Origin of the sequence: Bradyrhizobium sp. 192, assembly GCF_023100965.1 — a bacterium.
GTDB lineage: Bacteria > Pseudomonadota > Alphaproteobacteria > Rhizobiales > Xanthobacteraceae > Bradyrhizobium > Bradyrhizobium symbiodeficiens.
In genome coordinates, this window is record NZ_CP064691.1 from 203,543 (window position 1) to 228,328 (window position 24,786).

Consider the following 24,786-nt stretch of genomic DNA (forward strand, 5'->3'; position numbering starts at 1 on the left):
CAGCCCATGGACCAGGTTTTCTAGCGGGGTCACATGCCACCAAAATCATATCGGCCGCTCCCTTCCGGCCGCAGTCTAGCGGCAATGCGTTTCTATCCCACAGGGAGCGAGCAGCGCTGAGACCAGTTTTTTAGAAGGCGCGCTCACCAAGGCGGGATTGCTGAGCGCAAAGCGATGATCGACCGCGAGCACGATCTGTCGATCACCAAGCAAGCGGAAGTTTTGCAGATCAGCCGCGGCAGCATTTATTACCTGCCGCGTCCCATGAGACTTGGGCGAGCAAAGCATGCCGTCACCGCCGGGGTAGTCAAGAGGCTTTCTACCAAGAGGTGTGAGTTGCTTCACAATCGCGCTATGCAATGTTGGGTCGTCACGCTAGAATGCGCTCCTTGGACACATTGCGATGTGTGAAGTGGGATCACGCTTTTCACTTGCGGCCCAGCGTTGCTCTAATAGCGGGGCCGTCTTCTTAATTTGTCGCAATGATGCCCGTGCGCCGACCATGGCAGTCTGATTGAGCAGAGGGGGTAACATGCAGAGGACGGCCGTAGTACGCCTGTCACTGCCGAGCACATCTCCCAGTGCAACAAAGAAAGATTTTTGGACCAACTATTGGCAGAGCAGCAGCCCGACTCGATCTCCCGCACCCGATGACAATGAACGGGCGCTCATTCAAGAGTTCGGGACAAAGCTCGCGCAGAAGATTTCTCGTGTGGATCGGAGTTGGAGGGACGTCCGCATCGAAGTACGCGGCGTGCGGTATGGCTCCATCGAACTGTTACTACTCGTCATCGGCGGGGAAGAGCTATTAAGCGAGATGTTCTGGACGGTGCTCGAATTCAGTGCGCCGGAGGCGTTCAACGACACCGTGAATGGCAACGTAGCCTTGCAAGCGCACGTCTCGCCAGGGCAAGGGGGACTTGCCGGCGGCGCAGGTGGGCATGGTGGGGGCGCAGGTGGGCATGGATTTAATCGGGCTCTTGCGGCCGCGAGGACGCCACTGACCGCGCTCATACTCGGCGCAGTGATCATCATCTACCTTTTGATGTGGAGGGTGGAATCGCTCGAAAAAGAGTACACCGCGTTGCACCACGACCACACGTCGGTGGTGAACAAACTGACCGAGCAGAACACCGTGCTGACCACAGGACTAATGCTAAGGCTTGGTATTCCCGTGCCGCCCGGGAAAGACGAGCACAAGCAGGAAGGCAAAGCTGAAACTTCGACGCCGTCGCACAGTTCGCAGACGCAGGCTCCTCCCGCCTCTTCCCCGCTGCTTCCTCCTCCGGCTGGATCGCCACACACGAAAGCGGAGCCAGCGCCGCCGACACAGATATCACCATCTCCTACCTCTGAGCCACAGACGGGAACATCATCGTCCCCACAGCCAAACGTGCAGTCATCTCCACAAGGCGAGAAGCGCGGAGAGTCCCACTAATCTCTAAGATGTTCGTTGCCGTAGAAACTCGGTGGGCTGCTTGCAGTCCTGGCGTTGCCTAAGGTGCGGAATTCCTCGCATCTGAACCAAAAAGGAGGCTCAAGGTCCCATCTTCCCATTGTGAGTGAATCAGGAGGTCAACCATGTCCTACCCGATCTACCGCAGACCGCAAAGAGAGGAACTTCTCAGCCAAGGTGACATTCTGGATCCCGAGCCCTTGCGGACAACCTTGAAGAGGCATCAGCGCCGATCATTTACCCTATCGATCTCCATCGCGACGGTGGCATCAATCTCCGCGGGTTCGTGCGTGGTTGCCGGAGGACCGTGAAATTCGAAATGACTAGGCTTCCCAAGCTTGGGCGGAGGAATGGGGGACTTGCGCTGGGCGCGGATTGCGCCATCGTCGCCGGCGCGACAGACAGAAAGGCGACGGCATGAACGGCCTCGGTCTCTCAGGACGCATCACCGTGATTTCCGGCGGTTGCGGCGACATCGGCCGAGCCGTGCGCGAGCCGCAAGTCTCCTCGTGCGCGAACTAAGGTTGAATCTGATGCTTCGCCTCGCTGGTCAATTTGAAGGCACAAGCGACGCTTTCGCGGACAACGAAAGAATTGGGTTGGAGGCGTCGCGTGCAAGAGGTCGTGATGCACGCCAATCTCCGCCTCGCCCGGATCGGCTATTCAGCCCACCCAGTCAATGGCCGTGCACTCGACGAAGTTCTAGTGATGAACGCGAACTATAGACTATCTCAACGAACTTCCACGCTGAAGGCAGGACCGTCTCATCCCATGTGTTACCGAGTGGGTCCGGGTCCACATCGATGCGGGTTGCCACAATCATAAGGTAGTGTCTTACATATGCCGAGCGAAGCTCGGCAGCTTGCACACGTAGTCAACTTCCATTTTGGAACCCTGAACCCATGCTCCCTTGCAGAGTCGGTAAACCGGGCGTACCGCTGAGGTTGGTGTGAAGATCAAAAAGAACTGGTTGAGTGTCGGCGGGACGTGCTCGAGTAAGGCGCCACTTTCGCCCGTGTTCAGCACGAGACAGCTTGCCGCCGAGGCTGCCGTCAACGGACATGTATTTTGCTTCAAGCGGAGGATTGAATGGGACACGACGGGCCCCGTCTTTTGCAGTGTCTGTGACCACGATCGAGCCTCGCCGGACTTAATCTCTTGGAGAGCGACAATTTTGGTCGCCCTTGCCCGATGAACTCAGCACGCAATGGAACGAACAATCTCGCTTCTCACCTGAGTGTGTCGTCTCGGCTTCCGATCGGAGCATTTCGTACCCAACACTTGACCATGCGCCTTTCGGACGTCTAGCTCTATTGTAGTATTATACCGATGTCGATTGATGCAACTCTCAGCGCATTCACGCTGAAATCTCGCGTTTGGCCCCCTTTCTTCGGCTGATTCCAGCGCATGCGCCCGACTGCTAACGCAGCGGAATGCCGTTTTGGTGGGCGGCGCCGGTACCGGCAAGACCCATCTGGCTATCGCTATCGCCACAAGCTGTATCCGCGATGGTGCCCGTTGTTGGCGAGCGGAAGCTTAGCGATGCTGAGCTGGTACTTGATCGATCTTGCCTGCTTCTCGCTGATGTCGGTGGTGAGCAGATCGCCGACAACGCGCTGCGACGCGGCTATCAGGCCTCTGTCGAAGAACGGCATACCTCTCTGGCGCCCGCACGCATAGGACGGCATCGCAGCGGAAGCGGCGGGCGATTACCTGAAGCTGGACGACCGCACCGAGAGCGGCAGATGGGTCAGCCTCGCGACTACCGGCTATGGACACGTCGGGACACCGTTCCGGACGATGGACACAGGACCGACGCTTCACGCGTCAAAATCGAGGTCCAGCGCACCTCGCATCCGGGATCTTGGAGCTGATCGAAGCAACAGCACCTCTCCCCGATATGTGCTCCGATATGTGCTGAGATGTCAGCACTTCTCGTTCCAGCTCTCCAATAAAAAGAAAGCCACAACGGCATCGAAAATCCTCCTTCGGCAACCTGATTGTGGGGCGCGGCCATGATCACCTACATAGTCGGAGAGTGCGGTGCGCGCGATCGGCTCTTAGAGGACCGGCGCCGCCCCAGTCGTTCGGGCTCGCGCCGGCGTAGTTCGACAGAAAGGGATCGTGCCGGCACTGGCGATGGCAGCTCAGGAGCTCTCGGGTCCTCTCGCTGGACTTGGCCCGTGCTCGGCCGCGGCTCCATCAGCTCGAGCACCGCTCGTCCCTTGTCCGTGATGCGCCACCCTCGATTCACTCGCTCGACGAGTTGCTGCGTAAAAAGGTCGAGCTCTGGCACACGGGTGCCCATTCGTTTGGTGCGTGCCGCCCAATCCGGACCGCTCGTGGCCAAAATGGCCATGTCTCGCTTGAGGTCCCGGCATGGATGCGAAGCCGTTCGGGTAGCTCAAAAGGATCTTCAACACCGTGACCTGGAAATTCACATGAGCACTATCGGTCTTGTCCGTATCTAGCGCCCACATGGTTGGCGCGGAGCGAAGAGCTTGCATTGCGACCTGCCGAAGGCGCTCCGCTGTGATCTCACCTTTGTTGGCGGCCTCCAAGATCTTGGAAGCGACATGGGCCCGAGTGCCGGTTTCGCTGCGAGGCAGACTGTCGCAAACCTCCTCAAGAACAGCACGCAAAAGCGCAGTGGTCGTTGCGTCCAACACTTGGCGACTCCGCAAGGCGCAAAGAATGGTAGCAGAGAAAGCACGGTGAACCCCTCAAAGAGACTACTAGCTGATTCCAAAGTCGAGTATGAACTTCACCACAGTCGTCGTTGCTTGTTGATTGTCCAAGACGTTGCCGCCATGCCGTCGAAGCAGGACAGTTGTGCTGGTCTGGCTCCGCCACGCCAGCGCTGGAGGAACCGCCTCCGTGATGGTATTCAGCGCTGGAGCGGCTCTTTTTGACGATTTTCGCCGCGATGTCCGTGCGATGTCTCGCCACTTGCCAGAGTGTCTATTTTCCCGCGGCGAATCCATCTCCGGGGCAGCCGCAGCGGGCGTTCCGGTCCAGACAGACCGCCGGTGTTTATGTCCGATCGTTTTTCTTTCTTTGAGATTTCCTTTAAGCGCCGTGGGCGAAGCTGGTCATGGTCCGTCAGCACGAGCGAGGGCACGCCGGTTATAGCAGGCTCACGAAGCAGTCGAGCCGCCGCCGGATAGGAAGCGAACAGGGCGATATTTCTGCTGCTAAGCACGCCAATGGGCCCGCCTGTGTCAGTTTCGTCACGCCGAGCTGGCGAGCGGTGTCGGTCACGGCGTTGGCTCCCGCGCCATTAGGCCCTGGTCTGTGAGTGGCCATGTCATGACCATGTCCCAGTCCTCGTATTTTGCTGAATGCATCTAGGGAATGTCGCTGGCCGCCGTAACGGTGAGGTGATAGCGCGCATGCAGGGCCACTGTCTCGGCAACGATCGCGACCTCGCGCTCGAGCCTTGCCATCTGACCACTGAACCGGTCCGGAGTTTCACGAATGAGCCCTTCGGCCGCTGGCGCAGGAGCCAGAAAACGCTGAAGCGCCGTGTCGACGACCATGCTCTTGCCGGCTCCCGCGCGTTCGGTCGCGGCTTCAAGCCGCTCGAAGATGCTTTCGGAGAGCTGAACGATGATCTTCTTGGTTCGCAGACCTTCGTTCGAGCTCGGCTCCACCTGCCATCGGAACTTTTCCCAATCGAGCTGGCCTGACCTTCAGCCTCACCATCGATCTGCATTGTTTCTTCAGCTCCTCAATTGCGACCGCACGAAACGGCACACGCTATCCGTGCGGCGTGGCTTTCCGGTCGAAACAGATGAATCGGCCCAGCGATGATGCGTCGACAGAAGGGTCAATCCGACCACGACATCAATCGCGCCGACATCGGCGTCGTAGTCTGGCGTAGCCAAAGAAAGACGAGGCGGGCTCAAGATGAGCCGGATCTTTCAGCCTCCTGCGCGGCAGCTAGGGGCGACTCGCGATGGCCTTCTGGGACGTCAAGAAAGCTCCCCGCGCTTCACGACTCTGTGTCGGTCTGCCTTCGCGCGCGCCCGCTCGGCTCACCTAGGCCCGGCGCTCGATCGCCAAGGAGCCGTCACAGGCACTCTGCGCGGAGAAGTTTCTATTCGGGCTTCTTGGAGGCTTGCACGTCGATGCTTACCTCCTTCAGGACGCTGGATCCGCTCGCAAGTCGTCGTCCCAGCGCTTCGACAAAGCGGTCGTACCGCTCACCGCCCTTGGCGCGGGCGGCAGGGCTCGAATGCTCCGGCAATGCCGGAGTTGAGGTCAGCCAGAACCGGATGAAGAGCGCGACGGTCTCAAGCGTGATGCCATCATTGCGTTCAAGACGCTCGAGCACCCGCACAATCCGATCCAGCCGTTTTGCTATCACAGCCTCGCGCCGATCGGAATCGTCCGGAGAAAGGAAGGAACCTATTGCGGCCTCGACCACCAGCGACTTGGACCGGCCACCGCGGCTTGCGAAGGCCTCAAGCGTTTTGAACGTTCCGGGATCGAGATAGATGCTGAGCTGGACCTTTTTCACGCTGCCTCGCTCACAGGTCCATTCCATCGTCGGGATCGAGGGTGACGGTTCGCGCAACTCCCTGCATCGACCGGCTCATCAGTTGCGCCTGGACGGCATCCTCGTCACCCTCGTCGAGCTCGGGGTCGAACTCGTGCTCGCCGGCCGGCGTCTTGATCTCGATTTCCTCATGCAATTCCGGCTCGCGGCGTAAGCCGCCGTTCGCCTCGTCGCTCCTGCCCGTGCGCCTGGTCAGCAGCTGGCCCGACGGCGATATTTGGGCGCGGGCTGACCAGTCATCTGGGCGGGTGGGCTGCTTGTTCGGCTCCAAGCGGGGCGGCTTCAAGACACGTCGCTGGAATTGCGGATCCTCATAGTAGCGGACCTTGTTAGCACGGACCGGGTGCACACCGGAAATCATCACGACCGCGTCTTGCGGAGACAGTTGCATGATTTCGCCGGGAGTCAGCAGCGGACGAGAGGTCTCCTGGCGGCTGACCATCAAGTGCCCAAGCCACGGGCTCAGGCGGTGGCCCGCATAGTTCTTCATGGCTCGCAATTCGGTCGCAGTTCCGAGCGCGTCGGAGACGCGCTTGGCGGTGCGCTCGTCATTGGTCGAAAAGGCGATCCGGACGTGGCAATTGTCAAGGATCGCATGGTTCGGACCGTAGGCGCGTTCGAGCTGGTTAAGGCTCTGCGTGATGAGAAAGCTGCGGATGCCGTAACCTGCCATAAAGGCGAGTTGGCTCTCGAAAAAGTCGAGCCGGCCGAGGGCTGCAAACTCGTCAAGCATCAGAAGCAGCTTCTGCCGGCGCCGGTCGGGATCAAGGCTCTCGGTCAAACGCCGTCCGATCTGGTTCAGGATGAGCCGCATCAAGGGTTTGGTGCGGACGATGTCCGATGGCGGCACCACAAGGTACAGTGAGACGGATTCAGGACGGTCGACGAGATCACGGATGCGCCAATCGCTTCGCGCGGTGATCTTGGCAACTACCGGATCACGATAGAGCCCGAGGAAGCTCATCGCCGTCGAGAGCACACCCGAGCGCTCGTTCTCGCTTTTGTTCAAAAGTTCGCGTGCCGCTGATGCGACGACTGGATGGATGCCTGTCCCAAGATGCGGAGTCGCCAGCATTGCGTTGAGCGTAGCCTCGATCGGGCGAGATGGATCCGAAAGGAAATTTGCAACCCCAGCGAGAGTCTTATCGGCTTCGGCGTAGAGGACATGCAGAATTGCCCCCACCAAGAGTGAGTGGCTGGTCTTTTCCCAATGATTGCGGCGCTCGAGTGCACCCTCAGGATCGACGAGAATATCGGCGATATTTTGAGCATCTCGCACCTCGCAGTCGCCACGGCGGATCTCGAGGAGTGGATTGTAGGCGGCGCTGGCCGGATTGGTCGGATCGAACAACAGCACGGGCCCAAATTGCGCGCGCCATCCGGAGGTCAACTGGAAGTTCTCACCCTTGATGTCATGGACGATGGTGGAGGCCGGCCAGGTCAGAAGAGTCGGAATGACGAGGCCAACACCCTTGCCGGAGCGCGTTGGCGCAAAGCATAGCACATGCTCGGGCCCGTCGTGGCGCAGATAGTGACGTCCGAACCGGCCGAGCACGACGCCGTCAGGGCCTAACAGTCCCGCCCGTTTGACTTCGCGTAGATCGGCCCAGCGCGCCGAGCCGTAGGTGGTGACGTCCCGCCCTTCATGGGCCCGCAGGACCGAGAGCAACATGGCCATCGCTATGGCCGCGATGCCGCCGCTTGCAGCAATCGCGCCACCCTCCAGAAAAACGACGGGCGCGTAAGCATCGAACTTGAACCACCAGCCAAAGAAAGCTGCCGGCTGATAAATTGGCCAATGTCCGAGCTTGAACCAGGGAGCCCCAAGCTGCTGCTGGAAGGCAAGCCGCCAAGCTGTCCATTCGGTCGCCGCCCACAGGAACGCGAGCACGATGAGGCAGACCAGGATGACCTGGTGCCAAATGATTTTTGTCGCCGACATGATCGGGTTATCTCGGCATATCGACGTGCGCACACAACTAAAATGGTGCTCGCGTCGCAGTGGCGCGCGTGGCAGCGCAGAGATCGGCGGGGACAAAGCCGAGATACGTAGCCAACCCATTCAAGTTAAGCAGGACTGATCGATCGAGGTTTGCATCACGAGACGGCGCCGAAACGCCGATTATGTGCGTGAGAGCTCATGGATAGGCAGAAAACGCTGACTTCGCTCAAGTAATGTGAAGCGTTCCTGAAGATTGCCCCTCCTGGAGCATTCAAACCCTGGTGTCGCTGAATGCGTCCCGGAGTTCTGACGATCGCGCAATAGATAAGCTCACCCGCGGCCAAGCGACCTTCCCCAAGAGCCACCTGAATCGCATGAGGTTATCGTACTTCGGCAATGCTGGTGGCTCAGGTAAGGTGGAGGTGTGGCGCATTCAAAGATGCGCCTGCTCAGATTGACCACGCCGCTTGCTGGTGCTGTGACCCTGCTACTTGCCGGGGTGGTCGTGACAGACGCGGCCGACTGCCCGCGGCAGGATGTGCTCGGCACCTCCCGCGTCCTCGAGGTCGATGCAAAGGCGTACCCGCGCGTTGGGTTGAACAGCTTTCGGGAAACGCTCCCTTTGGCCGACCATGAGGTCGTCCTCACCTTTGACGACGGGCCGCGGCCGCAATCACGCAAAAGGTACTGGCGGCGCTCGCCGAGGAATGCGTGCGGGCCACGTTCTTTCTGGTCGGCAAGTCCTCCGCAAAGTCTCCAGAGCTTGTTCGCCGAATAGCTGCCGAGGGCCACCATCGCACACCACAGCTGGTCGCATACGATGATGTCGAAGATGACCTTCGAACAGGGCAAGAGGGATATTGATCGCGGAATTGCCGCTGATGAGACGGGCTCAAGGGCGTCTCCGCCCCAAGCCCGCCATCCCGCTTTTTCCGGTTTCCGTATTTCGACTCGAGCCCAGTGACGCTCGAATTGTTGCGTTCGCGCGGGATGGTCGTGTTTGGAGCTGACCTTCCGGCGGGCGACTGGGAGAACCTAACCCCAGAACAAGAACTAAAGACCGTTACCGGGCGATTGGAGGTCGCAAGCAAGGGTATCATTCTCCTGCACGATGCCCAGGCCCAAACGGCCGCAATGATGCCGGCGTTCTTGCGCTATCTGCACGAGAATGGCTATCGCATCGTGCATCTGGTGCCGGCTGGCGCGATCAAGAGCAACGCTGAAGTCATCCCAGCGGCAAGCCGCAGCAGTTCGCGGCAATGACAGCGGGTAGATTGGGTTAATCTAACCAGCTGGTTCTCACGGTGAGCCCGGGTCCACATCGATACCATGGCACGGCCGTATCGCCCACTAGCGAAGCTCTCTTTCTTTGGCGAGATCGGGTCTCATTTCAGGAGGGATCCCGATCCAACCGTTGCCGCCGCGGTCGGTGATGTCGGCCTTATCCAATCCGGAGATTCTCGGCTGATACTTTGCCGGACCGACCAGCCTTGGCCTCGAAGCTGATCCGAGCGCCTTCTGCCAAGCCGGTGTATCCGGCCTTTTCAACGGCGCTGATGTGCACAAAGACGTCGGGGCCGCCGTCATCCGGCTTGATGAAACCGTAGCCCTTGGTCGTGTTAAACCACTTTACAGTACCGATCGTCACCGTCACTTCTCCTAAATGAACACATGCGATCTAGCGAAAACTCGCACCGGCATCAAGATCTCCAGGAGGAGACAGTTGCTCGGAACCGGGCACGCAGAAGGGTCGAACCAGCGAACGTCCCGGCCCCCGAGACCCGCTGGGACATGGTTGCAGTGAGCGCGACTACGGCGAACTTCTTCTAGCGACAAAAGGATAGCGGGCTTCACTTGTACGTGGGTGAGCGCAGCCCAGCTAGGGCGGCAGTCTTGCGTCGTAGCCCAGCAAAGAGACTGCCAGTCAAAGTGACAGGCCCCGTTTGCGGTTCCAGGACCAATCGACATTGCCTGGACCTGCGATCCCGCTCACCTGTTTGCCCAGTTCCCGTTCTAGTGAAGGAGCCCATGGCACGAGCTGAAAGCCGAGTCCATTGTCGATCATGGCAAAGCGCCCCGAGGCGAGGGAAAGCCGCTGACGATATGTCCCCGAAACCTGTTCACCTGATTGAGCAGGTAGATGCGTAAGCCCGGTCTCCTCCGCAAGGCGCCGGCCGGCGCTATCGAGCTCGCGGCTTCGCAAGGTCTCGATCAGATCGCGGCCAAGCCGCACTCTGTCGCCGTGCCGCTGGGCAAGTCCGTACTCTGCCAGCACATCAATTCGCTGTTCCAGGGCTGCCCGGACCTCTGCGCCGAAACCGGCGCGCGAGAACTCAGCAGGTTCGCGCGCCACAAGCTGCCGGTCGAGCCATGTGGCGCCTTCCGCGGTGACCTGCTTGTCGAGGACGAGTTCCGATCTTACCGCGAGTGCGATGCGTGTCCGTCCCTTCGCATCCTCAAAGCGGCGGAGCTCCACGACGCCTCCAATCGGTCCGTCGCCAGCCGCCTCGATATCGGGGAGTTTGAGGTGATGGACGCGCCCGTCTATGCCGTCGACAATGGCAAAGGCATTGCCCCTCAGCTCGTCGTCGTGTCCGCGGGCGACGAGACGGCCAATGATCGGTTCACCGTGATGCTCGCCTTCGAGCGCAAAGGAGGACGGTGAGCGTGCGATACCATCCTTGGCAATCGCCTTGTGCAGCCGCTTGATGATGTCGCCGCGCTCGCCAAGCGCCCTCAGGCGTGGCTCGGCGTCTTCGGCCAAGACCCAGCGAGCGGGCCCCGCCGGCTCTGCCACACCCAGGCGCTCCAGCATCCGCATCCGCCCGATCCGAATGTCTCGTAACGGGTCCCGGGCACCATCCCGTTCCGGCCTTAAATCGATGACCCCATCGGCCGATCCCGCTTGCCGCGCGAGCACCCGGTCGAGCCTGGTCCAGCGTTCGGCGGTCACCTCGGCTTCCAGCCCTTCCCGGATCTGGAGCTCGGATCGGGGACCCAGTTCGCGGGTGACGAGATCGCCGGCCCGGGCGCGCAAGCCAGTTGCGATGTAATCGCGGCTGATGACGAGATCTTTTCCATCATCGGCGCGTCCGCGCACGAGAATATGAATGTGCGGGTGCTCCGTATTCCAGTGATCGACCGCGACCCATTCGAGGCGCGTTCCAAGGTCGCGCGAGGCCTGATCCATGAGCTCACGGGTGAAGCTGCGCAGGCTGGTGAGCTCGCCTGCATCATCGGGCGAAACGATGAAGCGGAAATGGTGTCGGTCACCCTCGCAGCGTTCGGCGAAGGCGCGGCCGTCTGCTTCATCTCCGAGAGCGTCAAAGAGCTTGCCTGGCGCTCCGTCCTGGGTGACCCCGTCACGCTGCAGATAACCAAGATGGGCCCGCAGCGCCCCGGGCGTGCGCATTCGGCGAACCACCCGCGCCTTGACCATGGCGCCGCGAGCGCGGTTGTTGAGCAGTCTGGACGCTGCAAGGCTCGCGGCGCGCCCACGCCCGAAGTTTGTTCCACGACGATAGCCGCGTGACAGGCCGCCGGCCTTCTGCGCGGCTCTGAGGGCCTGCGCCAGAAACGGCTTTGCCCGCGGCGCTCGCGTAGAGCGAATGCGGCCAGGGCGGATTCGGAAGTCGTCCTTACCGGCCATCGTTTGCCGGCAGAGTGCAAAAAGCTGAGCCGCGGCTGCAATTTGGCAAAACTGAAAATGTGCGCTCAAGATTCGCAAGTTGCACCGGATGATTGAAACTAAGGCAAGATTTCTCGCAACCGACCGGCCGCACCTTGCGGCTTTTATCCTGCCGTCTTAATCGGTCGTGTCGTCTGTCTGACCTCAGCCATTCTCGCTTCCTTTCTCGCTTGCGACAAGCCTCTCTGATCCACGCCATGACACGATGCGCCGCGAGGCTTGCGAGTCCTGATGCGCCGTGCAGTCTTCCGCGCTCAGCGACGGCACAGTTTCGCTGCAGCAAGGCAGCGCGGACGCCGTCGCGGCGCATCTTTCCATCGGTGTGACGGAGCCACATCACAGGCAATCCGGCGCGATCGGTCGGCATCCGAAGATGCATCGTCGCAGGCAAGATAACGTGCGTTCCGTCTTGTTGGTGCTGCACCAGTCCTCATCCGCCGGCGGCGGAGCTCCGTGTTCAGGTCGCGGCCATCACCGCGTCGTTGCCAGGTTGCAGGATCACGCGCCTCATGCGTAGGGCCCGAGCAATTTGCGCTGCTTAGCTGTTGTTTCGGCATGCATCTCCGCCGCCGAGGCGTCCGGATCGCCGCAGTAGAACGTGCCGCTGGTCCACATCGCATGCATGATCACAGCGAGCTTGCGCGCTACCGCCACCGTCGCCTTGCGGTGCGAGGAGCGCTTGGCCAGCGCCAGCCCCCACGCCTTGACCTTGTCTTTTTTCTTGTAGCGAGTCAGCAAAGCGCTGGCCGCCTCGTACAGCGCCCGCCGCACGTCACCGTCGCCCGCCTTGCTGATCCGGCCCTTGACGTCGATAGACGAGCCGGACTGCCAGCGCCGCGAGGTCAGGCCAAAATAGGCCGCCACGTCGCGCGAGCGCCTGAAGCGCGAGGGATCGTCGACCGCGGTCATAAAGCTCAGCGCCGCGATCGGGCCGACGCCAGGAATCTGCATGAAGCGCCGGCACAGCTCATGGCCGGCGACCAGGCGAACCACCAGGTCGTGCAGCCGGCAGTACTCCTTCCACAGCGCCGCGCGCGCATTCAGCATGGCGTCGATCAGCTCGCTGACAAGCGCATCGTGGGCCACCGCCTCGCGCACGACTTGCGCAAAGCCGCCGCGCCCGACCCGGTTCAGCCGGATGCCAAACACTTTCAGCGAGTGCCGGATCGCATTCTCGAGGTCCACAAACTTGCGCTTCAGATTGCGCCGGTGCGTCAACAACAGCCGCAGCCGGTAGCAGGCCTCGCTCTTGATATGGGCGCGCCGGAACCAGCCGGTGCGCATGATGTGGGCAATCCCGAGCGCATCTGCCCGGTCGGTCTTGTTGCGCTGCGCCTTCAGCGCCGCGCGAACATGCAAAGTCTCCAGGCAGACCGCCGGCAGGCCAAGCCTGAGCAGCTCCGGATGCAGCCAGGGCGACAGCGATCCCGCCTCATGACCAAGGCGTCGCAAGCGGCCAAGATAGGGCGTCAGCGCCACCTTGATCGCGTCCGGATCGGTCACCACCGCCGTCTCCAGCATCACCTTGCCGGTCGCATCCACCACGCAGATCGCCGTCTCGTCCATGCCGACGTCCAAACCACAGAAGAATTCCATCACACGCCTCCCGCGTTGCTGAGCCGGTGCAGTGTGCGCAATATTCATCGCGCAGACCATCTGCTCCGCCGCCGCAAGTTCTGCAGGAGACCGATTACGGGCGGCCATCCCCGGTCTGCTCCTTCCGCCCGTGTCCTCATCACTTTCCAAAATGCGAGACCTTGCGATGGCATGCGAGGAGATGCGATTATCGTCATTGAGACTTCACCTCCCCGATCGCGGCACGAACAGGCCATCCCCGGTCTGCTCCTTCCGCCCGTGTCCTCATCACTTTCCAAAATGCGAGACCTTGCGATGGCATGCGAGGAGATGCGATTATCGTCATTGAGACTTCACCTCCCCGATCGCGGCACGAACAGGCCACTCGCATGGGGCAAAAGTTCAGTCGCGTGGGAATTCAGCGCGTCTTTCGATGAAGGCGTTTCGTGCAGAGCGGATGCCGAGCTCCGTTCGCGCGACCAGCGATAAAATCGCGGAACGAACAGCTTGGCTTGCTTCCAATTTGTGCCGTGACCAGGGACCGAAGTATCGCGCCAGCGCTGTATCATGCCGGTCAATGGCTCGAGTTTGTTCAGGTAGGCCAGGGTTTCTTCAGGCAGCGCGCGCCCCGTCGTCAGATGCTTCGCGTAGCGCTGGGGGCCTGCGTTGTAGGCAGCGAGAAATCCGTCCGAGCCGAACCGGTCCAGCATCTCTCGCAGGTAGGCGGCCCCCGCGAAAATGTTGTCATGGGGGTCGAAGGGGTCGATGCCTAGATTGTAGCGGGCGCTCAGGTCGACCCACGTCCCTGGCATGATTTGCATCAAGCCCAGGGCACCTCGAGATGACACGGCGTGCGCTTTGCCACTGCTTTCGACCTGGATCACGGCACAAACCAATTGCACGGGAACTGCAAACCGGCGGGACGCCTCGGCAATGAAGGCCGCATATGGGACGAATTTGCCAAGGCACGTTGAGGGCGGAGCAGGCGCCTGCAATTCGGATTGGGCTCGACAGCTCCACGGCAATTCGACAGCTGCCAAAGCTGCCAGGAATGCCACGATGATACGGAAGGACGGACGGCATGCCCGCATCGCCTCGAGCGCAGCCTGGGAGAAGTCAACGTGCGGCCTTTGCAGCTGATCATCATCGGCGCGCCCGCATCTGCTGACGAGCTTGGCCGGGAAGGAGCAAGGGGATTGCGGTCCGCGGAAGCATGATGAAGCTGCAAGTCGATGAAGCAAGGCAAGCATGGTCATTCGTCCTTTGTCCACACTGGCAAGGCCTGGCCGATGACGGCGGAGGCCGCGATCGGCCCGAAATAGCGGCCGTCAAAAGAATCGGCCGATTCCCAGTTCATCAGAAAGATCTGGTCGGCCGTCAGGACGTGGCATCCTTGCCATGCGGGCAAAGGCCGCCCACGGCCATCGCGCTCGCGGGCCTCGCCCATCTCGATGCCGTCGACGAGGATAGTGAGTTCTCGTCTGCAGACGGTGTGCCCAGGGAGCGCCAACACCCGCTTGAGCATGGGAATGCCGAGCGGCAGATAGCCGTTCAAATCAAGGAACGACGCAAGCGGCTCAGGCGGGCGAACGGCTACGAGCGAGGTGACACGGAGACGCTCTACCGGCTGCAAGCGGTAAAGACCGATCGGCACGCTATGCGAAGCGTTCCAAATATACCATGGCGCTGTGCACCGGTCGGCGGAGAGCGCAAGAGCCGTGCCACCGCACATGGCAAGAAGTGTTATGAGCCGGCCCATCAGAGTGTCGCCCTTTGGCGCCGGAGCCACGCCTGGTGACGCGCACGGGTGTAGCTTCGCGGAGTTTCATTCACGGAAAGGCGATTGTGCGCGTGGTGCCAGTAGTCGGGCGCCGCGTCGGCAGGATCGATGCCCAGTGCTTCCACCGCGCCGATCAGCTGCAGGACACGTTCGACCTTCGGCCAACCTGACAATCTCAGCAGGCTCTCGCCGCCCGGACTGATCCAAGGCACGGTCGAGTAGCGTTGCCCCGGCGCGCACGCGCGCAGAATATCGATGCGTGACAGTACAGTTCCGAAGTCATTGGAGCTCCAGCGTACGAACGCAAAAATGCTGCCAGGCGCAAATGAAAGAACACGCCGGTGATGGTCGATGATCGTTTCCGATGTAGGCCGGCCGAACCGAATGCGGTTTTCGATGCGTTTCTCGAGCCACAGGAGCTCAACGGTCGTGAGATCATTCATATTGAAATTCCATATCGCAAGACGGCAGGCGCGGTGCTGAGACGTGGCGATCTGAAGTCCAGGACGAGGAGGCGTGATAGGCAAACGACAGGCGGGGCGAAGCACGACTGCTCCGCGCTCACGGCCGCGTCAGAACGCCAAGCGCGCCTTGGGAGGAGATAACGCTCCTGCAGGTCCAGGACTGCGAAGATCCATTTCCAGGAAGCAAGACGCAGCTCAGCCGCTGTCGTGCGGAGGTTGGCGCAGGCGGTAGGCTGACCGGACAGCCACGAACTCTGCCGCGACGTGGACTGGGGGTCCGTTAGAAGGAATCCGAAGGATTCCTGGTTAGGAAAGTTAGAGGAAGCGGAAGCTCGTCTGTGGCAAGGGCTTTTCCGCGATAGCGGTCCCTGATGGCACGCGTTTTCGGTCCCCGATGGCACGGTGGCGCTGGTCCCTGATAGCACGGCGGGATTCACAGGTTTTCCCCCGAGCCGGAGATAAGCCCGCGCTTGCGCAGCCGGTGGGTAAGCGGGTCGACCGGAGTGGGAGCGAAGTTCAGCCGTTCCGTCCCATTTGGGTCGTGCGAGATGACCAGTTCATATCCTGGCAATCTCTGCTGTCGAACGATCTGGCGCAGGTCGTATGCGAAGTGCTTGAGTGGCGATAGGCAGCCCGATTTGGCGTGGAGGTGCACAAGATCAAAGCTCCAGCCGCCCTTTTGGCGACCGCCGTGCTTGCGCACGAGGCGATAAAGCCAGCGCTCCAGTCCGCCAGTCAGATCGAAATATGCGCGGTCGATCGTCAGCACGAGCGCTTCGTTCAGAACACCCGTGTAGAACCAGTCTGGCAGGATCAGCTCGAGCCCGCGGGCGCGGCCGTGCATATCCGCCGTCTCTTTCCATTCGTTGATCCACGAGAACCGATGCTGCCGGCGCTCAGTCGGCTGGCGAATGGATGTCATCACAGTGGTCGATTGCAACCGGTCGAGCGCAGCCTTGAGGCGATCGTAGTCGCGCACGCTTGTGCCGCGTCCCACGAAGGTCAGGATCTCGTAAGGGGTGGCAGCCATCAACCGCGACGTCTTCAAACCCGCATCACGCGCCTGGATAATTTGCGAGGCGGCCCAGATCAGCACGTCCGCATCCCAGATGGTCGCCATGCCATGTTCCGGCACAGCTCCGACACGGATCTTGATTGTCCCGACCCCAAAATCGATGGGAACGGTCCGTTTCGACTTCGCCAGCGAAAAGAACGGATAAGCCATTAAGTCTTGCGCGTCGCGCGGCGCGAGATCACCGGGAAGAGCGCGAAACAGATCGAGCTGATCCCGTTCTGAGTTGCGCCGCGAGCGCGCAAAGGAGTTGCTGTCCGGCATGGGTCAGCGCCGCTCCTTGCCAGCGTAAGGGATGGGCGGGTGCCGCTTGGCGGGCAAGACCGTGCCAACCCCGGGATCGCTGGTCGACGTTTTGGCGCCGCGGTCCACCCATGCTTTCAGGTCTTCGAGCGCGTAGACGACGCGGCCGCCCAGCTTGCGGTAGGTCGGACCTGTGCCATAGGTGCGATGCTTTTCGAGGGTGCGGCCGGAGAGGCCAAGAAAGCGTGCCGCTTCTGGTGTGCGAAGATAGCGCTGCGGCGTGCCGGCGTTCGGGTCGGGCATCGGATCGCTCCCGTGATGTCATGGAGCGCGACGGAGTTTGATCGCGCGTCAAGGGACACCATGGAGGAGCGAACGCACGTGAGGGGATGCCGAACATTGTTAGGGCGATTTCGGCACCCCTCCTTTGCTTTCGCGCTGCGATCGGCAAAAGAGGAATGCAGGCTTGGTAGTCCAGCAATCGGCCGACGATTCTGCTGCGCAGCCAGGGACGTCTCAGTTGTTAGGCGTGGTGCGGGGGAGCTCGAAGCGCTCCGATGCGACGCAGGCGATCGGCGCGCATGAGGCGTAAGATCCAATCGCGGGCCGCCCGCCGGTGCAGTCAGCGGGAGGGCTAGAGGCGCCAAACCTGACCTGATTGCATCAGTTGTACGCTATGCAGATCTATCTCTGGCGGGATCTCGACCGAAACAATGAACGGTAGCCAGCGCGCACGATGAAGCGACCGGCTTTGACCAGGCGAATGGTACGGCTGCGCACGTCGTGGGTCTTCCAGCCGCGCTCGATGAGTCGCTTTTTGCCGAACATCACCTCCGCGATCGTTCGATAGGATGCGCCATCCTCATGCCCATCCCGCGCTCGCAGAGCCAGGCCGAGCCTTTTCCGCTGCTGGGCCGAAAGCCGGTGAAAGGCAGGTCCCGGCGGGCGGCCGTTCAACGTTCGCCATAAGCGATGCGCGGCGTGGGCGCGCGCGACGAATTCTCGTCAAGCGGCAATTCGGTGGCATATCCGGTGCCGAGGTGCGGGGCCTCACTGAGCCATAATCGATGCTGCGTGCCCTGGACCAGCAAGAGGGCATGCCAGCCGTCCGGTGCTTGCCTCATGGTGGCCGACGTGAGGTCAGCAAGCGGAAGTACTACGTCCGAACCTTGACGGCCGGACGCGCTCCGAACGACCGGCACCACCGTTGGCATCGCCTCGGGCGCCCAGAAGATGGTCTGCTCGTAGAAAGACCCTTGCGGGTCATGGGTGAAAGCAGCGCCAAATACGCGAATGCTTCCTATCCTGCGGATGGACATCCGCAAGCTTTTTGGAGCAAACACGCGTCGATTTCGGTTAGACCTGCGCCTGACCCAAGAGGCGGTGGCAGAGCGCATGGGTGTCGACCGCGCGTTCATCAATGGAGAGAGGGTTGCAAAACGTGACCCTGCTTACGATCTGGCAAGTCTCGCAGGCTCTGGAAGTTCGACCCGCCCAACTGGTCGAGGAGAAGGCGAGCAAAATTCGTGCGTGATTGTGCGCTCGACCGCATCTACTCCGGGCTGAACTCTCCAAGCGCGATTGACTCGATAGCCGGTCAATAAGGGCTGTGGGAGTGCCAAGTTGCCGTGGAAGCGATCACCAAGTGATGCTCAAGAAGATCCATGATGGTCGGAGAGAATTGACTTCTCAACTCGGATGGCCAAATCCTGCTATCTACCTGCGCCACCGCGCAACCAGATGACGGTAGCCGTGATCTGCCAGCCATCTAGCGCGCCTCAAATAGCTCTCGAATGCAGTTTGCGCCCGCATCGATTCTCGGTCCGGATCAAATGTGCAGCGCGATTCGGGCCACTTCCTTCCAGTCGGCGCCATCTGCCGCGGCGTCGAGAAGGCGCCAGTACGTCACCAGATGCTCCTCATCATAGGATGTGAGCGCTGGATCTGTGGGGGCGCAGGCGGCGACATGCGGCTCAAGGGGCGGTGTTTGCATGATAAATCTCGCAAGAATGACAATAGACGTGCGCAGGCACGGTTCCTCAGTTCAATGTGAAGAAGCAACTTGCGCCGATGGATATGCGCAAGTTGGTGGGTCGGAATTTTTTAAAACTGCGGAAGCAGAAAGGCTTCACGCAGGAGAAATTCTCAGAGGCGTCCGACTTCACGCAACAATATATCAGCGGATTGGAACAAGGTCGGCGCAATCCCACCGTGGTGACGCTGTTCGAACTCGCAACCACACTGGGTGTTAGCCACGTGAATCTTGTCTTGCCGGACCAGGAGTTCTCCAAGAGCTTCCTAAAGCACCGAAGAGGAAAAAAGATTGACCAGTAGAGCATCGTACCGCGGCGAGACGTTCCCCTGCGCCTGCAAGAAGCCTCGCACGAGCGGTTCGACGAGGTTTTTGTTCGAGCTCTGCTTGCCGGTTTTATGCGGTCGGACCTAAGGAGGGTGTAGCCTCCTGCCCTTACAATCCATCCGGCAATGCTCAAGCGTGAGTGAAGGGCTTCAAGATGATGGTCAAAACGGGACCGCGTAGACGCCGGACTTGCCATTCCGATTGTGCCTCCGCCCGATTAGACGCCCGATGCAAGGTCAGCAAAGCGTTAGCGCCGCAGCGGTGACTTATGAGGTTGAGGCGCTCGGTCCCCGGGCTCCGCAAAGCCCCTCGCTGCCCCAAGAGCAAGCTGTCTACGATACCGGCATTGACCAGACCAAAATAGATATCGGTACCCACGAGAGGTGATGTGAGAACCGCTCCAATGGAACAGCAGCGTGATCATCTTGCCGCCTTAGGCTGGAAAAGAAGCCCCGCCCGATCAACTCAGGCGGGGCTTTGGACCGAGCCTCACTCCCCGTTCTTGCGCGGGCGCGACCAGAGGAGCGTGTAGCCCTCTCCGCCTTCGTCATCGAACAGGTTCGCGTAGATCGGCGCGTTGAACGACGGGTCGTCAAGCTTGAGCGAGAGGTAATCGCGGCCCTCCTCGGAGCGCTTGGACCAGGCTGCCCCGATCTCCGCCCGGCCCACATAGATGCGGTGGCTGGGAGCGTTATCGTTGGAGCGGTTGGTCTCGGCGACGATGCGGACGCCCCTGGCCTGCAAACTCAGGGTGACGATCTCGCCCTGGAAATCGTTGCCGACTTTCTTGAAAGAACCGATGTTAGCCATGTCACTTCTCCTGTTGTGTTTCGAGCCCGCGACCACCGCGGCCTCGATGGCGATCTAAAGGCCGAAGACGATCGGCGACGCACCCGCTAGCAGGCCGGAGCGCAGCGGAGGACGCCGTTGGAGCGACTTTCTTGTCTCGCGAGGAATGGGCGCAAGCCCAGGGGAAGAAAGTCGCATCAACGGCGTTGCGGCTCAGACGATCGAGGCGCAGCCGCTCTTGGGCCAGATCGAGCCATCAAGGAGGCCACGTGCGTCCGCGCGCTGAACCGCAATCCTAAGGAGATGAGTGGCAAATTTCGGTTGTTCTGAGCAAGAGGTCGGGACGGGCCGGCGCAGAAGGAGAAACAATCTGCCGCAAAGGGCGGTATCGTCTCCCGCAGGAATGATCGAGCGCGGCGCGCCCCACCCAGCTATGCGAGCCAGACAGAGATTGGTGGGCCTTGCATAAAGGCTTCGAAGGGAGACGCGGTTGCCTTTCGCTCGAGCTCGACGCCGTCTCGTTCAACCTGGTCTCTGTGCGAGCTTGCTCGACCTGATGACGACGAAGCCTCATCGCTCGAGCGTGGCGGCTGGAAGAATTGGTCGAGGTGTATTCTCCACCACCCCGGCCGAGTGAGACGGTGGGGGGCCTCGCGAAGCGGTCAAACGCGCCCATGCCGTGCCGCCGATGCAAAGCGCACCTACGCAAGCGAAGGCCTGCCGCCAGCTCGGCGAACGCACCCCGATCTGGGACAGGGCAAACACCACATGGTAGCCGGCGATTGCCGCGGGACCGCGAAGACGGTTGCGACCGGGACGCGCAAGGTCAAGGACCGATTAACCGCGAGAGTGAGCTGACCAGCGGCAAGCGTCAGCGCGCCAGAAGCAATTCCGATAAGCAGTGCGCCGAAGAGGCCCGCGCCATCGCGAAAATGCCGATATTCCGACACTGAGCGCGACGAAAAACGGCAAGGCATAGACCGCCAGCGCAAGGATCAGCCAGCAGAACAAACCGATGCCGAGCGTGTTGAGGGCAAGCCCAAGGGCGAGCATGGTGGTGGCTCCAATGCACAGAGGTATTGGTCGCGCCTCCACCACCACCGCGGCGCGGCTTCGGACCGAAAATCGGAAGTAGGCGGAGTTGCGGCGCGCAACTCCGTCTTCGTCGTCTTCCAGGCGAGTAGACGGCGCTCATGAGCCGCCGAACTTCCAAACGGGAATACCGAGCCGCTTCGCCTTGTCAGCGACATTGTCCTGAATTCCCGTGCCCGGAAAATGCATGACGCCGATCGGCAGGAGTTCGAGCATCGCGTCGTTGCGCTTGAATGGCGCCGCCTTGGCGTGTTTCGTCCAGTCCGGCTTGAAAGCGATCTGTGGGACCTTGCGATTGGTCGCCCATTTGGAGGCGATCAGTTCGGCGCCCTTGGGAGAGCCGCCATGCAGGAGGACCATGTCCGGGTGCTTGGCATGAACCTTGTCGAGGCGATCCCAGATGAGGTTGTGGTCATTGAAGTCGAGCCCGCCGGTGAGTGCGATTTTCGGCCCGGGTGGCAACAAGACCTCGGTTTCGGCGCGGCGTTTGGCGGCAATGAAGTCGCGGGAGTCGATCATCGCTGCGGTGAACGTGCGGTGGTTGACCAATGATCCCGATCGCGGGCGCCAGGATGCGCCGGTGTTGACCTCAAATTGTTCGATGGCCTGGTCACGGAAGAGTTCCAGGCAGTTGCGGCGTTCGATCAGCGTGACGCCTTCGGCGGTCAGGCGCTCGAGTTCGACCGATCGCACCTCGGACCCGTTCTGCTCGCGTTGGCTCTTGTGCTGCGCTTGTTCGTTGTTATCGAGCTGCCTTTCGACGCGCTCGACGGCACGATGGAACAGGTTGACGGTCGACCAGAGCAGATCGTCAAGGTCCGGCTCAAGCCGGGTGTCGCTCAAGGTCGCGACCAGGGCGTCGAAGATATCGGCGACGGCGCCGCCAACCATCTTGCCCTCTGGGAGCGGTCTTGGATCGGGCTGGTCGTCGAAGGGGTGATAGCCGAAGAGCTGGAGTTCGGTGATGACTTGGTCGGTCGGAGAAGAGTTGTGCAGCGGTTCGACGTCGTCATGGTCGGTCATGGGAAGAGGTCCTTTGCCGGATCGGCCGCGACTATCGCCGCCTTCGTGGCGATCCTCTGACGGCGGCCGAAGCGTGCCAGAACCCGAAAGGGCCGAAGCGGCAGCGGAGGATGGCGGAGGCCGGCTATTTTGCTTCGCGATGCAAAGCGCGCGGCGAACCCAATGATGTGTCTTCACATCACTGGCGCGCGGCGGAAAATAGCCGGCCGTAGCCATTGCCGGCGCGCTCCGCCTGCCGTCCGATCGCTCTCTAGAAGGCCGAGGTCGCGTCCTCTTCCGGTATTGGCCTCGCCTATGACTGGCCGATCGACGTCGATCAAGGACCGGAAGCTATTCCGCGGGTACAGTCGAGGGATGCAGGAAGCGAACGACGTCCTCTGGCACGAGCTGGAGCTGCAACGCTGCTTGGAGAGCATGGACACCGAAGACATGCAGATCTTCGTTGAAGTCGCCCAGCCGGGGCGACAGCGTGACCGCTTCAATGCCGGCGTCCGCTGCGCGCTGGCTGAGGGTCGCCTGCACCGCATCGCCAGCGGCATCGACATCGCGGGCGATGTAGAGCCGGCGCAGCCCGGTCGGAAGAACCATGGCGGAGAGATGATTGGCCGAGAGCGCAGCCAGCATTGGCATGATCGGCAACACGTAACGTAGCGACAGCATGGTTTCGATTCCCTCGCCGGCAGCGAGCACGTCGTCCAGCACGCCGAAGCGAACCGCGTTCCCCAGGAGATCGCCCATCGCGCGTCGCGGCGTATCGATCGGAGCTTTGCCCAGCCGAATGCGATCAAAGCCGTCAGGGTCGAGCCAGGTGCGATGCACGCCAGTGATCCTGCCTTCGAGATCCGTGACGCAGGCGATCATCGCCGGCCAGGTCTCGGCTGGCAGGTGTTCGTCGGGCCGATAATAGCAGCGCGGATGGAAACGCAGGCTGCCACCATGGTGCAGGTGGGCGATCCCGCGACGCTGCAAATATGTCTCGGCCAGCGTCCCCTCGATCGGTTGCGATCTCATAAAGAGCCGTCTTGCCGCGTCTTGCGATCCGGCCGGTCCTAACGGACGAACGGGTTTCGGGACGAGTTCCGGTTCAGTACGAGCCAGCCTCAGAAAGCGCCTCGCCTCCTCTGCGACCTCCCGGAAATCGCGCAAGCCGCAGGTTTCACGGATGACGTCGAGGAGATCGCCATGTTCCCCGGTTGCGGCGTCAGTCCATTTTCCGGCGGAGCCTTTCCGTGAGTCCTGGAGCCGCACGAACAGTGAGCGCCCTGGGGCGTTGTGGACATCGCCGACCAGCCAGTACCGCCCCTCCCTCTTTCCATTGGAGAGATAGTGTCGGCACACCGCCTCGGCCTCGCGCGCGAGGCGGCGTGCTAATTCGCAAGGCTTGCTGAACATCAGGCGGCCTCCCGCTCACTGATGCGCGTGATCGGATAGGGGTCGAGCACTTTCGACAGGACCTCCACACCGCTCGCAACCGTACGCACGAACAACCGCCCGCACACGAGGCTTTGCAGCAGCGTGCGATGCGCGATGCTTTCGGCGAGCTGCTCGATGGAAATGCCCGCCCGCACATGCCGGACGTTGGACGGGCAGAGGACCAGCTTGCTGAACGGAATGTCACGCGAGGGGGAGAGCGCGACTGTTTGGACAGCCTTCGTCATATCGATTCTCCACGACGGGCAGCCGGGAGTCTCTCTCGGCTTCCAACCCGTCGCGGAAAACGACCCTGCCCTCTCACTCTCGTCGCCGCGGCCACCGGGTAGAGCCTCACGCCGCCTGCTGGTCCTCCGGCTTATCGGCGGCGGGCTCTGGCAGAAAGCCGAGGAGATAGTCGGCGACCTTGCTGGCCTGGGAAGCGGCCCGGATAATTGCACGATTGTCCTCGCGCAGCACTTCCAGCCACGAGCCAATATAGTCGGCGTGTCGTACCGTCGGCACAATACCGAGCGAGGCGCAACCGAACGCCGACGCGATTTCCGCAACCAACTCCTCAAAGGCATACTTCCTGGTCCCAAAGCTGCCCGACGAGTCGCGGTTGAGACGTGACGGATGGCCGCTGGCATGCGCCAGCTCGTGGAGGGCCGTTCGGTGCCAATTGATCGGTTCGAAATAAGCTTGCGGTGGGGGCACCTGCACATAATCTTCTGTCGGCACATAGAAGGCGCGGTTACCACCAATGCGGAAGTCGATGCCGGTCGCCTTGATCAGGTATTCGACCTGCGGCTCAATCAGTCCTGGCGGCGGGGGCGGCGCTGTTGTTGCGATCTCCGGGGGCAGGCCGTCGCATTGATCGCTGTTGAAGACTGTGAAGCGCTTGAGGAACGCAATGGCCTGCGCTTCCTCACCGTTCTCGCTCGCGCGCCGCTTTTCGTCGACTGGCACAAAGCGATCGGCATAGACGACGGTCGTGCCGCGCTCGCCCTTGCGGACATGGCCACCGAGCGCCAGCGCTTGGCGGAATGTAAGCCAGCTCTGAGCGGTGAACGCGCGCTCAGTGGTGGCCCCCCAGAGGATTAGAATGTTGATGCCGCTATATTGGCGGCCGGTCGCGGCACTCTTCGGTAAGGCCAAAGGCGCCTGCGGCGCCGCCGAGCCCCAAGGCTGCACCCACGGCACGCGGCCCGCCTCCAGTTCGGTGATGATCTTGTTGGTAATGTCGTCATAAAGGCTCGTCCGGTCCTCACCGGTGCTCGCCCGAAGATAATGTCTGGACATCGCAGATCTCCGCGACGGGCACCGCGAGCC

At 61.3% G+C, this 24,786-nt stretch carries 19 protein-coding genes and 8 pseudogenes; 6 read left to right on the top strand and 21 right to left on the bottom strand.

Translation table 11 applies throughout. From position 1 onward, the window contains the following. Nucleotides 1-120: 120 nt before the first annotated feature. The 3 genes and pseudogenes from IVB24_RS39455 to IVB24_RS39465 form a co-directional block, all read left to right on the top strand. Nucleotides 121-267, top strand: a pseudogene (locus IVB24_RS39455) (IS3 family transposase); the annotation flags it as partial. 265 nt (nucleotides 268-532) lie between these two features. Next, entirely contained in the window at nucleotides 533-1,438 is a 906-nt protein-coding gene (locus tag IVB24_RS39460) for a hypothetical protein (RefSeq protein WP_247774316.1), read from the top strand. A gap of 1,444 nt (nucleotides 1,439-2,882) precedes the next feature. After that, nucleotides 2,883-2,975, top strand: a pseudogene (locus tag IVB24_RS39465) (ATP-binding protein); the annotation flags it as partial. On the opposite strand, the pseudogene IVB24_RS39470 reads toward IVB24_RS39465, so the two are convergent. From IVB24_RS39470 to IVB24_RS39495, 5 genes and pseudogenes are all read right to left on the bottom strand, one after another. Next, nucleotides 2,974-3,075 (bottom strand): annotated as a pseudogene (locus IVB24_RS39470) (IS21-like element helper ATPase IstB); the annotation flags it as partial. The pseudogenes IVB24_RS39465 and IVB24_RS39470 overlap by 2 nt on opposite strands. A gap of 855 nt (nucleotides 3,076-3,930) precedes the next feature. After that, nucleotides 3,931-4,125, bottom strand: a pseudogene (locus IVB24_RS39480) (hypothetical protein); the annotation flags it as partial. A gap of 678 nt (nucleotides 4,126-4,803) precedes the next feature. Then, complete coding sequence (locus IVB24_RS39485; protein ID WP_247285496.1) at nucleotides 4,804-5,109, bottom strand: hypothetical protein; 306 nt, start codon at nucleotides 5,107-5,109, stop codon at nucleotides 4,804-4,806. A gap of 446 nt (nucleotides 5,110-5,555) precedes the next feature. Continuing rightward, the gene (locus tag IVB24_RS39490) at nucleotides 5,556-5,978 is read right to left on the bottom strand and encodes a CopG family transcriptional regulator (RefSeq protein WP_247285495.1); all 423 of its coding nucleotides are present in this window, start codon (nucleotides 5,976-5,978) and stop codon (nucleotides 5,556-5,558) included. 10 nt (nucleotides 5,979-5,988) lie between these two features. Next, nucleotides 5,989-7,959: a conjugal transfer protein TraG gene (locus IVB24_RS39495; RefSeq protein ID WP_247408863.1), complete on the bottom strand. Its 1,971-nt coding sequence runs from the start codon at nucleotides 7,957-7,959 to the stop codon at nucleotides 5,989-5,991. 439 nt (nucleotides 7,960-8,398) lie between these two features. Here IVB24_RS39495 and IVB24_RS39500 point away from each other — a divergent pair. Beyond that, nucleotides 8,399-9,222: pseudogene (locus IVB24_RS39500) on the top strand (polysaccharide deacetylase family protein). Nucleotides 9,223-9,400: 178 nt separating this feature from the next. On the opposite strand, the gene IVB24_RS39505 reads toward IVB24_RS39500, so the two are convergent. From IVB24_RS39505 to IVB24_RS39550, 10 genes are all read right to left on the bottom strand, one after another. Beyond that, complete coding sequence (locus IVB24_RS39505; protein ID WP_247408864.1) at nucleotides 9,401-9,607, bottom strand: cold-shock protein; 207 nt, start codon at nucleotides 9,605-9,607, stop codon at nucleotides 9,401-9,403. 276 nt (nucleotides 9,608-9,883) lie between these two features. Next, entirely contained in the window at nucleotides 9,884-11,608 is a 1,725-nt protein-coding gene (locus IVB24_RS39510; RefSeq protein ID WP_247408865.1) for a DUF3363 domain-containing protein, read from the bottom strand. Between the two features lie 546 nt (nucleotides 11,609-12,154). Beyond that, nucleotides 12,155-13,243: an IS110 family transposase gene (locus IVB24_RS39515; protein ID WP_247476073.1), complete on the bottom strand. Its 1,089-nt coding sequence runs from the start codon at nucleotides 13,241-13,243 to the stop codon at nucleotides 12,155-12,157. A 332-nt stretch (nucleotides 13,244-13,575) separates the two neighbouring features. Further along, nucleotides 13,576-14,478, bottom strand: a complete 903-nt coding sequence (locus IVB24_RS39520; protein WP_247282171.1) for a lytic transglycosylase domain-containing protein — start codon at nucleotides 14,476-14,478, stop codon at nucleotides 13,576-13,578. Then, nucleotides 14,475-14,981, bottom strand: a complete 507-nt coding sequence (locus IVB24_RS39525) for a S26 family signal peptidase (protein ID WP_247282172.1) — start codon at nucleotides 14,979-14,981, stop codon at nucleotides 14,475-14,477. Before IVB24_RS39525 ends, IVB24_RS39520 begins: the two co-directional genes overlap by 4 nt. After that, complete coding sequence (locus tag IVB24_RS39530; RefSeq protein ID WP_247403508.1) at nucleotides 14,981-15,445, bottom strand: DUF2840 domain-containing protein; 465 nt, start codon at nucleotides 15,443-15,445, stop codon at nucleotides 14,981-14,983. The genes IVB24_RS39525 and IVB24_RS39530 overlap by 1 nt, the downstream gene beginning before the upstream one ends. A gap of 454 nt (nucleotides 15,446-15,899) precedes the next feature. Continuing rightward, nucleotides 15,900-16,802: a replication initiator protein A gene (locus tag IVB24_RS39535; RefSeq protein WP_247774317.1), complete on the bottom strand. Its 903-nt coding sequence runs from the start codon at nucleotides 16,800-16,802 to the stop codon at nucleotides 15,900-15,902. Between the two features lie 3 nt (nucleotides 16,803-16,805). Further along, nucleotides 16,806-17,084, bottom strand: a complete 279-nt coding sequence (locus tag IVB24_RS39540; RefSeq protein ID WP_247282175.1) for a helix-turn-helix domain-containing protein — start codon at nucleotides 17,082-17,084, stop codon at nucleotides 16,806-16,808. Between the two features lie 381 nt (nucleotides 17,085-17,465). Further along, a complete protein-coding gene (locus IVB24_RS39545; RefSeq protein ID WP_247282176.1) occupies nucleotides 17,466-17,738 on the bottom strand; it encodes a DUF2285 domain-containing protein in 273 nt (90 codons plus the stop codon). Then, nucleotides 17,735-18,100 carry a hypothetical protein gene (locus IVB24_RS39550; RefSeq protein WP_247282177.1) on the bottom strand — a complete coding sequence of 122 codons (366 nt, stop codon included), beginning with the start codon at nucleotides 18,098-18,100 and terminating at the stop codon, nucleotides 17,735-17,737. Before IVB24_RS39550 ends, IVB24_RS39545 begins: the two co-directional genes overlap by 4 nt. Between IVB24_RS39550 and IVB24_RS39555 the strand changes: the two are divergent. Beyond that, nucleotides 18,093-18,315: pseudogene (locus IVB24_RS39555) on the top strand (helix-turn-helix transcriptional regulator). The gene IVB24_RS39550 and the pseudogene IVB24_RS39555 sit on opposite strands and share 8 nt — an antisense overlap. Nucleotides 18,316-18,497: 182 nt before the next feature. Here IVB24_RS39555 and IVB24_RS39560 read toward each other — a convergent pair. Next, nucleotides 18,498-18,774 (bottom strand): annotated as a pseudogene (locus IVB24_RS39560) (DUF2285 domain-containing protein). A gap of 77 nt (nucleotides 18,775-18,851) precedes the next feature. Here IVB24_RS39560 and IVB24_RS39565 point away from each other — a divergent pair. Then, nucleotides 18,852-19,115: a helix-turn-helix transcriptional regulator gene (locus tag IVB24_RS39565; RefSeq protein ID WP_247282301.1), complete on the top strand. Its 264-nt coding sequence runs from the start codon at nucleotides 18,852-18,854 to the stop codon at nucleotides 19,113-19,115. A 514-nt stretch (nucleotides 19,116-19,629) separates the two neighbouring features. Here IVB24_RS39565 and IVB24_RS39570 read toward each other — a convergent pair. From IVB24_RS39570 to IVB24_RS39595, 5 genes and pseudogenes are all read right to left on the bottom strand, one after another. Next, nucleotides 19,630-19,950 (bottom strand): DUF736 domain-containing protein, encoded by a 321-nt coding sequence (locus IVB24_RS39570; protein ID WP_018458991.1) that lies wholly within the window; start codon nucleotides 19,948-19,950, stop codon nucleotides 19,630-19,632. A gap of 1,170 nt (nucleotides 19,951-21,120) precedes the next feature. After that, complete coding sequence (locus IVB24_RS39580) at nucleotides 21,121-22,044, bottom strand: DUF2493 domain-containing protein (protein ID WP_247403505.1); 924 nt, start codon at nucleotides 22,042-22,044, stop codon at nucleotides 21,121-21,123. A gap of 330 nt (nucleotides 22,045-22,374) precedes the next feature. Then, complete coding sequence (locus tag IVB24_RS39585) at nucleotides 22,375-23,436, bottom strand: toprim domain-containing protein (protein ID WP_247282178.1); 1,062 nt, start codon at nucleotides 23,434-23,436, stop codon at nucleotides 22,375-22,377. A gap of 107 nt (nucleotides 23,437-23,543) precedes the next feature. Beyond that, nucleotides 23,544-23,702 (bottom strand): annotated as a pseudogene (locus tag IVB24_RS40280) (DNA-binding protein); the annotation flags it as partial. Between the two features lie 106 nt (nucleotides 23,703-23,808). Continuing rightward, nucleotides 23,809-24,756 (bottom strand): zincin-like metallopeptidase domain-containing protein, encoded by a 948-nt coding sequence (locus tag IVB24_RS39595; protein WP_247774319.1) that lies wholly within the window; start codon nucleotides 24,754-24,756, stop codon nucleotides 23,809-23,811. Nucleotides 24,757-24,786 lie beyond the last annotated feature (30 nt).

Coding starts and splice junctions, on each gene's coding strand:
- IVB24_RS39585 (WP_247282178.1), bottom strand. CDS start 23,436: ATGTTCAGCAAGCCTTGCGAATTAGCACGCCGCCTCGCGCGCGAGGCC.
- IVB24_RS39520 (WP_247282171.1), bottom strand. CDS start 14,478: ATGACCATGCTTGCCTTGCTTCATCGACTTGCAGCTTCATCATGCTTC.
- IVB24_RS39525 (WP_247282172.1), bottom strand. CDS start 14,981: ATGGGCCGGCTCATAACACTTCTTGCCATGTGCGGTGGCACGGCTCTT.
- IVB24_RS39460 (WP_247774316.1), top strand. CDS start 533: ATGCAGAGGACGGCCGTAGTACGCCTGTCACTGCCGAGCACATCTCCC.
- IVB24_RS39595 (WP_247774319.1), bottom strand. CDS start 24,756: ATGTCCAGACATTATCTTCGGGCGAGCACCGGTGAGGACCGGACGAGC.
- IVB24_RS39570 (WP_018458991.1), bottom strand. CDS start 19,950: ATGGCTAACATCGGTTCTTTCAAGAAAGTCGGCAACGATTTCCAGGGC.
- IVB24_RS39495 (WP_247408863.1), bottom strand. CDS start 7,959: ATGTCGGCGACAAAAATCATTTGGCACCAGGTCATCCTGGTCTGCCTC.
- IVB24_RS39580 (WP_247403505.1), bottom strand. CDS start 22,044: ATGACCGACCATGACGACGTCGAACCGCTGCACAACTCTTCTCCGACC.
- IVB24_RS39535 (WP_247774317.1), bottom strand. CDS start 16,802: ATGCCGGACAGCAACTCCTTTGCGCGCTCGCGGCGCAACTCAGAACGG.
- IVB24_RS39565 (WP_247282301.1), top strand. CDS start 18,852: ATGGATATGCGCAAGTTGGTGGGTCGGAATTTTTTAAAACTGCGGAAG.
- IVB24_RS39550 (WP_247282177.1), bottom strand. CDS start 18,100: ATGTCCATCCGCAGGATAGGAAGCATTCGCGTATTTGGCGCTGCTTTC.
- IVB24_RS39530 (WP_247403508.1), bottom strand. CDS start 15,445: ATGAATGATCTCACGACCGTTGAGCTCCTGTGGCTCGAGAAACGCATC.
- IVB24_RS39515 (WP_247476073.1), bottom strand. CDS start 13,243: ATGGAATTCTTCTGTGGTTTGGACGTCGGCATGGACGAGACGGCGATC.
- IVB24_RS39540 (WP_247282175.1), bottom strand. CDS start 17,084: ATGCCCGACCCGAACGCCGGCACGCCGCAGCGCTATCTTCGCACACCA.
- IVB24_RS39510 (WP_247408865.1), bottom strand. CDS start 11,608: ATGGCCGGTAAGGACGACTTCCGAATCCGCCCTGGCCGCATTCGCTCT.